At 41.3% G+C, this 15603-nt stretch carries 16 protein-coding genes; 12 read left to right on the top strand and 4 right to left on the bottom strand.

What is annotated here, in order from left to right; all coding sequences use genetic code 11:
• The first annotated feature begins 93 nt into the window (after positions 1-93).
• Complete coding sequence (locus MKZ11_RS06085) at positions 94-1662, top strand: amidohydrolase (protein WP_340793100.1); 1569 nt, start codon at positions 94-96, stop codon at positions 1660-1662.
• Between the two features lie 48 nt (positions 1663-1710).
• Positions 1711-2601 carry an aminoglycoside phosphotransferase family protein gene (locus MKZ11_RS06090; RefSeq protein WP_340793101.1) on the top strand — a complete coding sequence of 297 codons (891 nt, stop codon included), beginning with the start codon at positions 1711-1713 and terminating at the stop codon, positions 2599-2601.
• Positions 2602-2656: 55 nt separating this feature from the next.
• Here the strand turns inward: MKZ11_RS06090 and MKZ11_RS06095 are convergent, their stop codons facing one another.
• Together MKZ11_RS06095 and MKZ11_RS06100 are read right to left on the bottom strand one after the other, a co-directional pair.
• Positions 2657-5125: an MMPL family transporter gene (locus tag MKZ11_RS06095; protein WP_340793102.1), complete on the bottom strand. Its 2469-nt coding sequence runs from the start codon at positions 5123-5125 to the stop codon at positions 2657-2659.
• A 3-nt stretch (positions 5126-5128) separates the two neighbouring features.
• Positions 5129-5575: a MarR family winged helix-turn-helix transcriptional regulator gene (locus tag MKZ11_RS06100; RefSeq protein WP_340793103.1), complete on the bottom strand. Its 447-nt coding sequence runs from the start codon at positions 5573-5575 to the stop codon at positions 5129-5131.
• 123 nt (positions 5576-5698) lie between these two features.
• On the opposite strand from MKZ11_RS06100, the gene MKZ11_RS06105 reads away from it, so the two are divergent.
• Positions 5699-6304, top strand: coding sequence for a class I SAM-dependent methyltransferase (locus MKZ11_RS06105; RefSeq protein ID WP_340793104.1), 606 nt, complete (start codon positions 5699-5701; stop codon positions 6302-6304).
• Positions 6305-6307: 3 nt separating this feature from the next.
• Positions 6308-6499: a YwbE family protein gene (locus MKZ11_RS06110; protein ID WP_340793105.1), complete on the top strand. Its 192-nt coding sequence runs from the start codon at positions 6308-6310 to the stop codon at positions 6497-6499.
• A gap of 306 nt (positions 6500-6805) precedes the next feature.
• On the opposite strand, the gene MKZ11_RS06115 is transcribed toward MKZ11_RS06110, so the two are convergent.
• Positions 6806-7291, bottom strand: coding sequence for an NUDIX domain-containing protein (locus MKZ11_RS06115; RefSeq protein WP_340793106.1), 486 nt, complete (start codon positions 7289-7291; stop codon positions 6806-6808).
• Between the two features lie 355 nt (positions 7292-7646).
• Here MKZ11_RS06115 and MKZ11_RS06120 point away from each other — a divergent pair, with 355 nt between their 5' ends.
• The 7 genes from MKZ11_RS06120 (at position 7647) to MKZ11_RS06150 (ending at position 14435) form a co-directional block, all read left to right on the top strand.
• On the top strand, positions 7647-8813 hold the full coding sequence (locus MKZ11_RS06120; RefSeq protein WP_340793107.1) for a PstS family phosphate ABC transporter substrate-binding protein: 1167 nt from the start codon (positions 7647-7649) through the stop codon (positions 8811-8813).
• A 229-nt stretch (positions 8814-9042) separates the two neighbouring features.
• Complete coding sequence (locus MKZ11_RS06125; protein WP_340793108.1) at positions 9043-9375, top strand: DUF5412 domain-containing protein; 333 nt, start codon at positions 9043-9045, stop codon at positions 9373-9375.
• Between the two features lie 56 nt (positions 9376-9431).
• Positions 9432-10595, top strand: coding sequence for a PstS family phosphate ABC transporter substrate-binding protein (locus MKZ11_RS06130; protein ID WP_340793109.1), 1164 nt, complete (start codon positions 9432-9434; stop codon positions 10593-10595).
• 153 nt (positions 10596-10748) lie between these two features.
• Complete coding sequence (locus MKZ11_RS06135) at positions 10749-11297, top strand: copper resistance CopC family protein (protein ID WP_340793110.1); 549 nt, start codon at positions 10749-10751, stop codon at positions 11295-11297.
• 3 nt (positions 11298-11300) lie between these two features.
• The gene (locus tag MKZ11_RS06140; RefSeq protein WP_340793111.1) at positions 11301-12389 is read left to right on the top strand and encodes a copper resistance D family protein; all 1089 of its coding nucleotides are present in this window, start codon (positions 11301-11303) and stop codon (positions 12387-12389) included.
• Between the two features lie 94 nt (positions 12390-12483).
• The gene (locus MKZ11_RS06145; RefSeq protein WP_340793112.1) at positions 12484-13491 is read left to right on the top strand and encodes an NAD(P)H-dependent flavin oxidoreductase; all 1008 of its coding nucleotides are present in this window, start codon (positions 12484-12486) and stop codon (positions 13489-13491) included.
• 62 nt (positions 13492-13553) lie between these two features.
• Positions 13554-14435: a DMT family transporter gene (locus MKZ11_RS06150; protein ID WP_340793113.1), complete on the top strand. Its 882-nt coding sequence runs from the start codon at positions 13554-13556 to the stop codon at positions 14433-14435.
• Positions 14436-14945: 510 nt separating this feature from the next.
• Here MKZ11_RS06150 and MKZ11_RS06155 read toward each other — a convergent pair.
• A complete protein-coding gene (locus MKZ11_RS06155) occupies positions 14946-15089 on the bottom strand; it encodes a hypothetical protein (RefSeq protein WP_340793114.1) in 144 nt (47 codons plus the stop codon).
• Between the two features lie 76 nt (positions 15090-15165).
• Between MKZ11_RS06155 and MKZ11_RS06160 the strand changes: the two genes are divergently transcribed.
• Entirely contained in the window at positions 15166-15585 is a 420-nt protein-coding gene (locus MKZ11_RS06160) for a GyrI-like domain-containing protein (protein WP_340793115.1), read from the top strand.
• The last annotated feature ends 18 nt before the right edge of the window (positions 15586-15603 follow it).

Genomic DNA, 15603 nt, shown 5'->3' on the forward strand with positions numbered 1-15603 from the left:
ATCGATAAACTTAATTGTAGCATTCATTTTCAAAAAGTTGCTCGTGAATAACCGAAAGTTTAGACTATAACTATAGAGATTGGGGGAAGTGGAATGAAAATACTATGGCATAACGGGTTGATGTATACAATGAAGCAAGAAGGCGACCAGATAGAAGCGTTGCTCACGGAAAACGGCAAGATTATGGCGGTTGGATCCTATGAAGAATTAAAAGGACAAGCAGATAAAGAGATTGATTTAGAGGGCTCCGTTCTCTATCCAGGATTCATCGACAGCCATATGCATATGATTGGGCATGGTGAAAAACTACTGAGTCTCGATTTGGCAAAGGCGTCTTCCGCCGACGAAATGATGGACATGCTGATGGGTGCTTATCCTGATTTGAAGCTAGATGAATGGTTCATTGGGGAAGGATGGAATGAAAACAATTTCTCCGACAAAAAGATTCTCACGCGTCAAGAACTTGATATGGTGACGGATTCGCCTATGATTCTAAAGCGGACATGTAGACATGCGGCACTCGCCAATTCAAAAGCGCTTGAGCTTGCCGGTATTTCGAAAGATACACCAGATCCTGAAGACGGCGTCATTATGCGTGACGCTGCCGGTGAACCAACGGGCTACTTGAAGGAAGGTGCGCAGGAGATAGTGCTGGCTCTAATACCAGAACCGACAGAACAATCATTGACGCGGGCCTTGCAGAAATCAGTCGATGATTTGCTATCCCTTGGGCTGACGGGGGCAGTGACAGATGATCTCGGCTATTACGGAGACTACACAAATCCACTTCAGGCATTCAAAAATGTCATCGGCGAACAGAAGAAATTCCGCGCGCGTCTGTTGCGACGGTCGACTGTTTTCAAACAATTGATGGAAGAGCAAGCCACATATAATGAGCCTTGGATTGAGCCGGGAGAGATGAAGTTTTTCATCGATGGGGCACTTGGAGGTAAAACTGCATTGTTAAGCAAACCGTACGCAGACGCAGCGGAAACATCTGGGATGGCAGTTGTTACAGATGAGGAAATCGATAAGCTCGTGACGCTCGCACGAAAGCACGGTGAAGCAATAGCGGTACACGTTATCGGGGACGCAGCTGTTGAAAAAGCATTGGATGCAATTGAGAAGCATCCCGCTCCTAAAGACAAACGAGATCGCCTTATCCATGTCAACGTACTGCGTGATGATCTCGTAGAACGGATGGCAAAGCTACCGGTCATTCTCGATTTACAGCCGGTGTTTGTATCCTCTGATTTCCCTTGGGTCATGGATCGTTTAGGGGAAGAACGTCTTGATTGGGCCTATGCATGGAAAAAGCTACTTGACCGCGGCTTCATTTGCGGTGGCGGTTCGGATGCGCCAATCGAAGAAGTCGATCCATTGCTTGGCATCTATGCAGCAACGACGCGTCGGAAGCCTGGCGAAAACCATAAAGGCTATTTACCTGATGAAAAACTAAGCCGCTTTGAAGCGGTCGGCCTCTTTACGACGGGGAGTGCGGGAACAATCGGAAAAGCGGACGTCCGCGGTAAGCTTGCGCCCGGGTTCGATGCTGATTTCACTGTGCTCGACAAGGATTTATTCCGAGTGGAAGATGAAGAGATCGTGAACGCGAATGTTGTGATGACCGTTGTTGCGGGTGAAGTGATGTATAGAGGGTGAAATGTGACTTGCCTAATCCATGATTCATGTTTAAAGGAGGGGTGGAATTTGCGACCAATCGAAAAAGCAGAAATCTGGGTGCAGCAAGAAGTAGGGGGTGTCGTCCATTGGATGAAACGGCTTCCAGGCAGTACATCCTCACTTCTTTATGAAGTGAAGACGAAAGACTCGACGATTATTTTACGGCAGTTTGACAATGAGGAGTGGCTTCTTGAAGAACCTGATCTCGTTAAGCACGAAGCGGCGAGCCTTCGAAAAGCTTCGGATAGCGGGTTGCCAGCCCCGGCGTTGATTGGGTCTAATGAAACAGGAGAGCTGAGCGGGTTGCCGTCTATCCTTATGACGAAAGTTGAAGGGAAAGTAGAGCTGCTGCCAGATGATTTCAACCTATGGGCGGATGGGTTGGCAAAAGCACTTGTGCAAATTCATCAAGTTAAAGCGAATGATTTTACATGGACATATGTTCCATATACAAAACGGGCGGACGTCAAATTCCCCGAATGGACGAAGAAACGGGATGTGTGGCAGGCGGCATTTGAACGTTTCCATGGAACGGAGCCTGAATTTCGCGAGACGTTCATTCACCGCGACTTTCATCCTGCAAATGTGTTGTGGACTAACAAAGAAGTAAGTGGGATTGTAGATTGGCCGAATGCATGCCGCGGTCCAGCAGGTATCGACGTGGGTCATTGTCGTGTGAACCTCGCGCTGTTGCATAGCGTCGAAGTGGCAGAACTATTTTTACAAGCCTATCAAAGACATGCTGAACCCTCATTTTCGTATGAGTCCTACTGGGATATTGTCTCCGTGTTTGATTTTTTGGACGGAACTCCTGTTGTATATAGTGGCTGGGCGGCGTTTGGTGTTACAGGTTTGACGGATGAAATGATGGCAGCACGATTGGATCAATATTTGGAGAGTATCATTAACAAAGAGTAGAATTATTAAAAAGCGTCCGTTCCCCATAAAAGGAACGGACGCTTTACGTATTATATCAACCTCTGAACGGCCACCATACCCCTCTGCCAAACGATACAGTAATCGCCGGAATGAGTAATGGAAGAATGATGAGTCCATACAGAAGGAGTCCTGTAATGACAATTGTAGCGATTTGTACGAGACTCAACACGCCTGAAGGCATCATTGCACCGAATGTTCCGGCGAGTATGATGGATGCAGTAATAATGACCGTACCCATTTTAGCCATCGACATCGTAAGTGCTTCCCGTATATTCAGCCCGTTAATGCTTTCTTCACGGAAGCGATCGAGTAAGAAAATGGAGTAATCCACACCGAGCGCAATAAGCAGAATGAAGCCAAAGAATGGAACTGCCCAGCTGATACCATCATAACCCAACATATTGACAAAGATGAGTTCAGTTACAGCGATAGATGTGTAATATGTGAGCAGCAAGGAGCCGATCATATACAAAGGCATAATTGCGGAACGGAACAAGAACGTCAAGACGACGAACAAACTGGCAAGCATAATAATGACTGTGCGCTTGAAGTCTTTTGACGAAATATCATACAGATCCGAATTCATGCTGGATACACCGCTATATGCAAGCTCTGCGTCAAAGAAAGGTGTTCCGATAACAGAACGATTTACGCTGTCTTTAATGTCGTGCACCGTTTGGATCGCTTCCCGTGAATAAGGATCATAGTCCAAAATCACTTCAAGTAAAATCCCTGATTCAGCCCCGAACGTATAACGGTCAATCACCGGCTTGAACGTTTCATTGCTGAGCGTGCCTGCTGGAATGAACAAACCGGTAGCACGCACACTGTCCGACTCACTCATTTCTTTTAAGGACGCGGATAATTCACCAAGACCGGAACCGATTTCATCCAGGCCTTTAGTAGAAGCACCAACACCTGCAGAAAGCTGGCCGATACCGCCTGCGGCTTGTGCAAGTCCAGCCCCATTGACTTCAGCTGCAGAACCGGTAGAAAACATGCCGGTCACTTGGTCCAGTCCGCCTTGAACTTCTGTCAGTCCTTTTTTTACCTCATCCAGTCCACCAGTCGCATCACCAAGACCCTCTGACATAAGACCAAGCTGGTGGTCGACATACAAGTCTTCGATAATTTCACCAGTTGGACGCGTAATCGTCCGGACCGTTTTCACGCCGTCAATCTTCTCGATATCCCGGCTGATTGCTTCGAGATAGGTTACGTCAGTTTCATTGACAATCGGGCCGTCTTTTTTCAATAAAACCTGGATTGGCAACGAATCACCTTTCCCGAATGCTTCAGAAATAGCATTGAGGCCCATGACCGATTCTTTACTCTTATCAATCTCATCGACTGTGTTGAATGACAAATCATTGTCATATGTCAATAGAAGAGGGACTGTGATAACTGCCACAATTAGTATAGAAATGAGCGGCCGCTTGACCGAAACTTTACTGAAGGCAACCCATATTTTACTGTCTTTATGCGATGCAGCTTGTTTTGAAGGCCAAAACAATTTGTCTTTCAATAAAACCATGAACAATGGAACAACTGTAAATAGCACGACCATCAACACGGCAATTCCGACCGCGACAGCCACAGCTGATTTAAAAATCGGGAAGTCTGCAAATCCGATTGCTGCAAATCCGATAAAGACGGCAAGACCGCTGATGAACAGTGTACGGCCTGCAGTTTTATACGTATTAACGACTGCATCCTCGACGCTATGACCTGCTAGCAATTCTTCTTTATAACGGCTGAGCAACAGAATACAATAATCCGTTCCTAGTCCGAAGAGGATGGCTACAAGGAAAATTTGCGTGTAATTAGAAACAGGGAATCCAAACCAGTCAATGAAAAAGGCAACAAATGATTGACTGAGTAAATAGGAGATCCCTACCGCAAGAAGCGGTATAAATGGTGTGACAATTGAGCGGAATACGATGAGAAGCAAACCGAAAATAAGCACGACGGTAATAATTTCCGTCTTTTTCAATCCATCTTGTGCGCTTTGGTTTACATCATTGCCGATAATCGCTTCACCTGTTAAATAGACTGTCTGGTTTTTGGGTAAGATATCACTATGAATTTTATCAGCAAGGGCAATAATTTCATCAAATGTACCGTCCACTGTAATTGGTACGAGTACTGTCTTCTGATCTTTTGAAACAAGTTGCGCTTCCAGTTCTTTACTTTCAAAGGGGTTAAGTATTGCTGAAACTGGCTTACCTAGGGCTTCGAGTTTGTCTACAACCGATTGAATTTCTTTTTTCATCGTAGCATCCACTGGTTTTTTCAGCGGATAGACGAGTGAAATCGTATCCTCGGAAGCACCGGCTTTTTCTAGCATATCAGCCGCTTTTTGTGAATCTGCATTGTTTGGAAGCTGAAGTGAACCTGCATCTTCCGCCTGTTTTGCTAAATTTGGTGCAAGAAAGAATAACACAATTGTCAATGCAAGTAAGCCGATGAAAATTGGCCATTTGAATTTTAATATAGCTCTCAAAAATTACATCCCCTTCATTTGTAAAATCTCTTTAAGTTTTCGGAAAGTCACAACGAATGTCTCCAGTTCCTTTTCGTCAATCCGGTCTCTAAAAAGTTTTTCAATATTTTCATAGACCGCATCGTTGGAAGTTTGAAGAACCTCCATACCTTCCGATGTAAGTCGTATGATTTTGGCACGCTGATCATTTTCGTCACGCTCCGACGTCACAAGACCTTTTTCCTCCAACTTTTTTAAACGGCTCGAGACAGCGCTTTTATGTACACCTTGAATTGTGGCAAGCTTTCCGCTCGAAAGTGCTCCATAAGTAGAAAGGATTTTGAGTACTTGAATTTGCTCGGGAGAATACTCTTTCCAAATGGGGATATCCATGTTTTTAATAACATGTTCTGTCCCGAAAATCATTACTTCTTCAAACAAATCAACCGCTTCCAACAGTTTATCTTTCAATATAGTCTACCCCCTAAACCAATAATAGTAGTTTAGGGGCTAGACGAATAAATGTCAATGGCAAAGTAATTGCTTATAATATGATAAACTGAAGGAAGCAGATATAAAGGGGATTGAGAATATATGACAAATATGTGGCATGAACGTTTTTCCGCTGAAGAATACGTTTACGGCAAAGAACCAAATACATTTCTCGTTGAAGCTGCTCAGCAGATAACAAAGGGAAAAGTACTTTGCATTGCTGAAGGTGAGGGACGTAATGCGGTCTACCTGGCTTCACTCGGTTTTGATGTGACTGCATGGGACTATGCACCGGCTGGACTCGAGAAAACAAAGCAGTTGGCTGATGAAAAAGGTGTCAGTGTAAAAACGGAACTACGCGACCTAGCGGAGGTGGCTTGGGAGGAAGAGCAGTGGGATGCAATCGTCCACATCTTCGGACATTTCCCGGGAAACGTTATGGATCGTACCCTAACAGGGATTAAAAAGGCATTGAAACCGGGCGGCTACTATATAAGCGAATTGTATACGAAAGAACAGCTCCATTACGGAACAGGCGGCCCGCGTGATGAAGGAATGCTGTGCAACCCTATTAAAATGTTAGAGCAATTCGGAGGTTATTTCGTTAAACACTTTCATATTGGGGAAGTCAATCGTGTGGAAGGCCAGCTCCATACTGGAACGGCACACGTCGTACAAAGTTTATTTCGAAAAAGGGAGGAGGGGTAACAAATGAATGGGCAGAATCGTGCAGATGTAACACCGGGCTTAAAAGTGGCAGTCATCTTGAAAAAAGATCAGCGGTCGGGCGCGAAGACAGAGGGCGTCGTTAAAGATTTACTGACGAACTCAAGCTTCCACCCACACGGCATTAAAGTGCGCCTGGAAGACGGACAAGTTGGACGGGTTTGCGAAATATTGTAATGAATAAAAAATCCATACAATCATGAAAGTTTGAATAATCATGTTTGTTCTAAATAACATGTTAGTTTTAGAATTGTATTGGTGACTGTCACCAACAATTCAATGCAAATGCTTATCTTGGCAAGTGTTCATGGGACTTGGGAAACTGCTGATAAATTAAGACTGAGAGACTATGCATTCTAAATAAAAATTGCACATAAAAATGAGCTGGGAAATGTATCTCCGAGCTCATTGCATTTTGATATCCATTATTTCACTAAAGCACCCGTTTGTTGAAGAAGGGACAAGTTGTCTATTCACTGGTTTCTAAAAACCAACGGTCTCTCTGATGGCTGACCATTGTATTTCAGATTTAGATTCATTGTTAGTCATCATCGTTCCAACAAAAACGTCATCAATAACTTTATTATTCAAATAGTGTTCAATAGTTAAATTGATAATTTTTGAAGTATATAAATCTGATAATTCATTCTTAGGAACCCAAAATAATTCCCCTTCGTCTGAAGGAATAAAGTTCATATGCTTTGTTTCTCCCAAGTAGACATATTGTTGGCGTATTTCTCCGCTATTTTTTTCAAGTAGAATATATTTAAGCCTAAAGTTTTTAATGTCATCTTTTTTAAATCCCGTCTCTTCTTCAATTTCCCTGAAACTTGCCTCTATTGGTGAATTAAGTTCATTAGGTTCCATATGACCTCCAATTCCACCCCAAAATGCAAAATTAAAGATTTTACTTTTTTCCTTTTTCATCATTAACGCCCTTCCTTGATGAATTAGGAATGCAGTTGCCATCTGTCGGACTTCCAATAATAACATCCTCTCTAAACTTCCCACTTATTTTATTAAGCTAAACTGCGTCGTTAGATTATATGTAAACCTTCATAAACTTGTTTTTGTTTTAACATAAATATCCAGTTGAGTGAATTTAATTTAATCAGATGTAAGGTACGTGTCACCATACCATTTCACTATAAATCAACCTTTACCTTTAACATAGCCAAAAGTTTTAAATAACATGTTTGTTTTAGAATTGTATTGGTGACTGTCACTATTTTTACTGTCACTATTTTTAAGAGCAGACTTCCTATGGTAATATTTTCTTAACGCAATATATGCTTTTAAGCAAGAGTGATAAGGGGGAAGTGACTTGAGGAAAGAGGGGAATGTTTTAGTCAGGGCGGGGGATATTGTTTTCATCATTGTAATCATGGGTTTGTTATTGCCTTTTGTACTTGTAGGCGCACTATTCATTTGGCTTTCGGGACTATTATTTTTGTTGCCACTTATTTTGGCTCTGTATGTATCGTTGTGCGTTGTGCTAGTTGTAAAAACGTTTCAGCTGAACAAGCATGAAAAGGTGATTCATCGCATGATAATTGGTGTTGTTACGCTATCCATCGTCTATGCAATACCAGGCATTTATGATAAAACAAGACCAGTCCTTCAAGATGATTATGTGGATACAACCGCATATGCACCTTTTAGTGTTAATACGAAAGCCGTATCGCTTACCAAGCCTTCGACACTAAAAATTGAGGACAATCTCCCAGTCATTGACGGAGCAACTGCTCTTTACCCGATTTACTCAGCTTTTGCACAGGAGGTTTATCCTGAGAAGGGTTATAACCAATCTAATAGTGAAGTAATGTCGAATCGTACGGGAGAAGCTTATAATAATCTCATAAACGGTAGAGCCGACCTCATTTTTGTACTGGCCCCATCTGAACATCAGTTGGCAATGGCGAAACGATTAGAGAAAGAACTGAAATTGACGCCGATTGGGAAAGAAGCGTTCGTGTTTTTTGTGAATGAAAAAAATCCGGTCAAAAGCCTGACGACAGATGAAATAAGAGGCATTTATACAGGAGATATAACCAATTGGAAAGAAGTCGGTGGAAACAGGAAGGAAATCCGTGCTTTTCAACGTCCAGAAGATAGTGGCAGCCAAACAGCCCTCCAGCAGTTCATGGGCGATGTGCCAATCATGGATCCACCCGTCGAGGACGTTGCATCATTGATGGGCACAGTTATCGACCAAGTGTCTGATTATAAAAACTACAATAATGCCATTGGCTACACGTTTAGATATTATTCAACAGAAATGACGAAAAATAATGCTATCCGTTTACTTTCCGTAAATGGTGTCGAACCAACGAAAGAAACAATCCGGTCGGGGGATTATCCGATAGCGAACGAATTATATGCAGTGACTGCTGGCAGCGATAATCCGCATATCAACGAATTCGTCGATTGGATTTTGTCAGAGCAAGGACAGGAGATTATCGAGAAGACGGGGTATGTTTCGCTTCAGTGATAAACAGAGGAAGTCTATGTGTTAAGATTTGCCGCAGCCTGTGAGGTTGTGGTTTTTTATTAGGAAGTAGCAATAAGTCTAGAATCCTGTTTAGATGAGAAATATCAGAAGATCACTAATGTTATTTATTGGAAACATTTATATAGCTGAAAACGTCTCGTTAGAAACAGCTATATAAGGGAGCAGGATAATGAAGTTTTCTTAAAAAGTAACCGGTCTTATTTTTTCATTGTTTGCAGGAATTATGATTGTTTTACTGCTGATCACTAATTTCTTTTTTTTTAGTACGAAACATCTTCCGGAAGGAGATTTCATGACTGAAGCAATATCACCAAATGGCGACTATACGGTGCGTGCTTACTTATCAAATAGTGGTGCGACAGTGGCTTTTGCCGTAAGGGGAGAAGTTGTTTATCATAACAAAAGAAATAAGACGAAAAACATTTATTGGGCGTACCGGGAGGAACAAGCAGAAATCATTTGGCTCGATGACCATACGGTTTCAATCAACGGCGTTGAACTTAATGTAAAAAAAGATGTGTATGATTGGAGAAAACAGTAATAGGCTTATTAGAAAATCGATATACAGAAATGTTTTAATACCAAGGGGGACTCAACTTGAAAACTGTAATAATGATTGCAACAATCCTAATGATCATCGTGGCATCGATTATAGTGGCGTTGCCATTAATTTTGATATTTGTTTTATTCATATCGCCGAATATGTATTATCTAATACCTTTGCTTATTGCAATCTACGTAATACTGGTCGTTCTGATTCTATTCAAAACGATAGGTTGGACGAAATATCCGAACGGAAAAAAAGCTTTTTATGGCGTCGCTGCGCTGATAACCGTAGTGGCATTGTCTTTCACGGCTACCGGTATATATAAGCAGAACTTGGACAGATTGGAGGATACAGAAGTGAATCTGCAACAATACAGTCCGTTTGCATCTGGGACGAAAGCTATGAAACTGGACGAGCCAGCGACTTTACAGCTTGAATCTGATTTACCCGTCATAGATGGTGCGACCGCGCTTTACCCAATGTATGCTGGATTTGCACAGGCAGTCTATCCAGAAAAGGAATACAACCTATATAACAGTGAAGTGATGTCGAATATGACAAATGTAGCCTACGAAAAGCTCATTGATGGGAAAGTCGATCTGATTTTTGTAGCAGGTCCTTCTTCTACTCAATTGGCATCAGCAGAACGAGCTGGCAAAGAATTAACGCTGACACCAATTGGTAAAGAAGCATTCGTCTTTTTCGTCAATGCGAAAAACCCTGTAAAAAACTTGACGATGAATGAAATCAAAGGGATTTATTCCGGAGATATAACGAATTGGAAAGACGTAGGTGGAAAGAAAAAAGCGATCCGGGCATTCCAGCGGCCACAAGACAGCGGCAGTCAGACTGCACTTCAAAACGTGATGGGTGACGTGCCGATCATGGATCCTCCGGTTGAAAATGTGATTGATCTTATGGGAGGAATTATTGGTGTTGTGTCGGACTATACGAACTACAACAATGCATTAGGCTTTACGTTCAGATATTATTCAACCGAAATGGTCACTAACGATAAAATCCGATTGCTTCAAATTGAAGGAATTGAACCGTCATCAGAAACGATCCAGTCTGAAGATTATCCTCTTACGGCTGATATTTATGCCGTGACTGCCGGGAGTGATAATCCGCATATCGAGGAATTCATCGATTGGATTTTGTCTGACCAAGGACAGGCAATCATCGAGAAGACGGGGTATGTTACAAACCGATAGGCTGAAAACAGGATTGCTTTACTCGTAATAGTATAAGGAATAAAAACACTTCACGAATCTTTCACAACGAAAAGCTACACTAAAATTGATTAGATTATGTTCAAGTTTTTAAGTTCGTAGTTTCAATCAGCAATTAAATTAGGAGGTATTACAGTGAAAAAATTATTACTAATTACATTTGTCTTCATGTTTGTTTTTACTACCAGCGCTCTGGCACATACAGGGTTAGAAACGTCTTCCCCGGAAGACGGAGAAGTTGTTACAGAAGAAATGCGCGAAATAGCCTTAACCTACGAAGGAAAAATCGAACAAGGTGGAACGTTAGAAGTAAGCAGTTCAAATGGTCAATCTATTCCAGTTGAAGAGATTTCCATAGAAGATACGCAAATGACAGGGACGTTTACAAATGCCTTAGAAAATGGTGACTATACTGTAGTTTGGAATATTATTGGAGCAGATGGTCATCCGATTGCAGGAGAATTTTCTTTCACTGTAGATGTTCCTGTATCTGAAACACCAATTGAAACTGAAGATGAAGCCAATTCACAGGATGTAAATCAAAATGAAACAATACTAGAAAATGTCGAAGATACTAAAACAAATGATCAAAGTCAGTTACCTTCTTATCTCATTCCTGTAATTGTGATTGTCTTAATTGCAATCATTGTGGGGATTTTCGTCGGGTTAAGGAGAAAAAAATAGTAAATGTTTATGGTAATTGTTAGTGAAATACTTTTATATCTTTGCGTATCGCTTCTTATAGGTAGTTTTCTTATCGCTTTAGTACCGCGTTCTTTTCGACCGCAAGTAAAAATACCAAGAAGTGTACAAATTATAGCTACAATCGGTATAGCAGTTTTTTCATTTGCGCCTGTTCTAGTGTTAATGCTGTATTTATACGAGAATATGGGACTTTCTGAATCGTTCCAAACAGTTCTTCTTACTTTTGAAGTGGGCAAAGCATGGATTTTCACTTTTCTTGTTGTCAACGTCTTGTTTATTTTTATCGTTTGGTTTGATGATCGAAACAAACCTATCTACTCCTATATAGGAATCCTTTTTGTTGTCATGTTAATCATGGGAATTGGTTGGGCTAGTCACGCTAGTTCCCTAGATCATGTCAAAGGATTCATAACGCATACAAGCCATTTTACAGCAGTGAGTATTTGGGTAGGAATCCTGCTTGTGGTTAGCTGGTTTTCAAAAGATCATTCAAACTGGTTGAATTTCTTGAAATGGTTCTCGCCCGTTGCCATTATTTGCTTTAGCATCACTATCGTGTCAGGGCTTTTTTTAATGACATTCGTCGTGGAATTTAATGAATATACCAATGCATGGATGCTTCCGTATGGTCAATTATTGTTACTAAAACATTTAACGATTATTCCGTTACTTGTATATGCAGGGATCAACAGCGTACTAATTAAAAAGAAGTTACTTAAGGATCATGACTTCAATCCAATACCGTGGACAAGAGTGGAAAGCATACTGATCCTAGTTGTTTTTTCAATAACGGCTGCATTAGGTCAACAATCACCGCCAAGCGTAAACATATTGAAAAATGAAGGACCTTCCAAGCTATTCAGTTTCTTTTATCAAGGTCAGTTTCAGCAAGGAATGAATGTAGAACTTATAGCAAATGCCACAGGACTCTCTCTTTTATTGTTAGCGCTTCTTTTTGTCGTTTTAACTGTGTACTCATTTATTAAGAAAGCACCGGTGATTGTAACGTTCATCTTGAGCATTCTTTTCGTCTTTTCAAGTTATTTAGCTTTAATTCTCAGTATTCAATAAGTAAAGTGAAAGGTAGCTAGCCTAGCTACCTTTTTTCTATATAATGGGGTACTAGTGGTACTTTTGATGAACGTAGTGGATTGGAGGAAGTTGAATGAATTTGACCGCAATGTTAGGAATTGAACATCCAATTATCCAAGCTCCAATGGCGGGTGTGACGACACCGGAGTTTGTAGCAGCATCTGCAGAGGCGGGGATTCTCGGTTCAATTGGGGCTGGGTATCTATCGGCCGACGAGACGCGGAATTTCATTCGTGAAGTGAAAAGTCATACAAAGAAGCCGTTTACAGTGAATTTGTTTGTTCCGGAAAAGGTGAATCCGAGTCAGGAGCAATTACAGGAGGCATATGAAGCACTCCAACCGATAGGTAAGGCACTTGGGATTCCTCAGTGGAATACAGACTTCTCAAAATCGGAATTTGAAGGGCAAGTTCAAGTATTACTAGAAGAAGATGTAAAAATTTGTTCGTTCACTTTTGGACTGCCAGACGAAAAAACTGTGCAATTATTGAAGGGAAATGATGTCTTCCTAGTAGGGACAGCAACTTCAGTAGAAGAGGCAGAACTGGCGGAGCTTGTCGGAATGGACGCAGTTGTCGTACAAGGCAGTGAAGCGGGAGGGCATCGTGGTTCTTTTTCAGGCGAATTAACATTGATTCCATTGAATGAATTACTACCGGAAATAATCGCATCCGTTCGACTTCCTGTTATTGCAGCGGGTGGAATTGCGAATAAGGAAACGATGGCAGATATGTTAGCTGCCGGGGCACAAGCTATCCAAATCGGAACTGTACTTCTGGCGTCCGATGAAAGTGGTGCGCATCCACTTTATAAGCAGGCAGTTTTGGAGGCGGAAAAAGGGTGCACCGTGTTAACAAAGTCCTTCTCGGGCAAAATGGCACGCGGGATTCGTAATCGATTTATTCATGAGCTATCGGAATTACCGCTTGCGCCGTACCCATTTCAGAATGATTTAACAAAAGAGATTCGCAAAGAGGCGGCAAAGCAAGGGAATACTGACTTCATGTCATTATGGGCGGGCGAAAATGTGCATTTAAGCACTAGTGGTAAACTCAAGAATATTATTGAAAGATTTATCTAACAACAGACTCCATTCGTCAATCTGATTTGGTACACTTGATATAAAAAACGGCGGTGGCTCACATGCGGAAATACATCGGAGAAATAGGACTTATCATTACAGCAATTATATGGGGGAGCGGGTTTGTGGGCAGTGCCGTAGCCTTGGAATACTACACACCGTATCAAATTCTGGCGGGGCGCTTTTTAATTGGAGTACTTATATTAGGAATCGTATTTAATAAACGGCTGAAAACGATAAAGAAAAGTACACTTATAAAAGGGTCGGTATTGGGAATTTTTCTCTATATCGCCTTTGCGCTTCAAACAGTAGGTTTACAATATACGACACCTTCAAAGAATGCATTCTTAACTGCTATCAATGTGGTTATTGTTCCTTTTATAGGGCTCATCATCTATAAAAAGAAAATTGATATTTTTGAACTCGGCGGGGCATTTATGGCCATGATCGGAGTAGCGGTACTATCCCTTAAATTCTCTTCCGAAATCAATATAGGGGACTTACTGACGTTATGCTGCGCATTTGCATTCGCGTTCCATATCTTCTATACATCTAAATTTGTAAAAGATGAGGACCCTATTCAGCTAACAATTATTCAAATGATGGCAGCGGCAGTCGTCGGATTTGTAGTTGTAGTATGTAAAGGCGAAACAACTTTTTCTACGCAAACAGAAGGGGTGATTCCACTCCTCTACCTGGCAGTTTTTTCGACAACAATCGCATTTCTTTTACAAACAGTTGCTCAAAAGTACATAACAGAAACAAAAGCTGCAATCATTTTATCTACTGAATCATTTTGGGGCATGGCATTTTCTGTTGCAATTTTAAGTGAAATGATGACGGTCAAAATGGGAATTGGTGCAATACTTATTCTCGTAGCAATTGTTTTATCCGAGACGAAGCTTAGTTTCCTGAAAAAGAAACAGCTTAAAGGACTGTTGTAAAGAAGGATAGAATTGTCGTGGTGACAGTCACCACTTCAATCGTGAAAGTTCAAACAATCGTGTTTGTTTGAAATACCATGACTGTTTCGGCACTTGTCACCCAGTGAATTAATATCTTGGAGTCACGAGTGAAACTGTAATCCAAAGAAAAAATCGGCAAGAGAAATACTCATTTCTCTTGCCGATTCTAATTACACGATATATTCAACTTGGCAGATAACGAAGGGCGAACACAAGAATCCCGTAACTGTTAGCCCAAGATTTAAAAGGGGTTTAAGCGCTAAACGTTGATCTTTAAACAGTAAAGAGCTTTAATGCGTAAGTTTTACAGCTTTAAGATTTAAGCCTTGAGCTTTTAATATATTGCTACATCATGTTCGATTGTAAGTTAGGTTTGTATTGGCTCTACTTGCTGAACCTAAGAAATGCCAACAAAAGAAGGGTCTTGTGGAAATCGTTTTCGAATACTCATGCAAAGATAGGTGGGGACAACTTACCGGCTTACTAAAGTTAAACGGTAATTTTCGTGAGTGCAATAGATTCAGAAAGGACTACGTCTACTTCTGCTTTGAAACTTGCAATTTTTTCTTCTAATGCTTCAATTCGTTTATCAATTTTTAACGGGTCAATTAAAATACACTCGTTTCGTTTCATATATCTGAATGTTTAATAAAATGATTGACCCGACCCTATGCGATAGGTTTATAGTGGAATAGAGGAGGAGATGCATATGCAAACACGTATCGTTGAAGTTGAGGCGTTCAAAGTGAAAGGGTATGGATTAAAAGGACCGCTATCGGAAATTCCGGGTAAATGGGATGTACTGAATGCGGAAATTGATAAGCAAGGTATAGTAGCGGAAGAATCATTTGGGCTTTGCTTGGCGATGAAAGCCGAAGAAATTCACTACATCGCTGGTATCAAATCACATCTTGCCGAAGGGTTTCCAGTTACAGAAGAAGTTGTAGTGCCGGCAGGAAAGTTCCTCGTTGCGAAGGTAGAAGGTGGTGTCCCTGCGATACCAAATGCGTTTAATACACTGATGAAAACGGATGGTATTCAACTACGAAGATGTTTCAGTTTTGAGCGCTACATTCATCCGAAGGGGACGAGCGGTTATGAAATTGAAGTTTGGCTACCGATTGAATGATGAAATAATGATAGGAAG

It is taken from the genome of Sporosarcina sp. FSL K6-1508, from assembly GCF_038007465.1.
Classification (GTDB): domain Bacteria; phylum Bacillota; class Bacilli; order Bacillales_A; family Planococcaceae; genus Sporosarcina; species Sporosarcina psychrophila_B.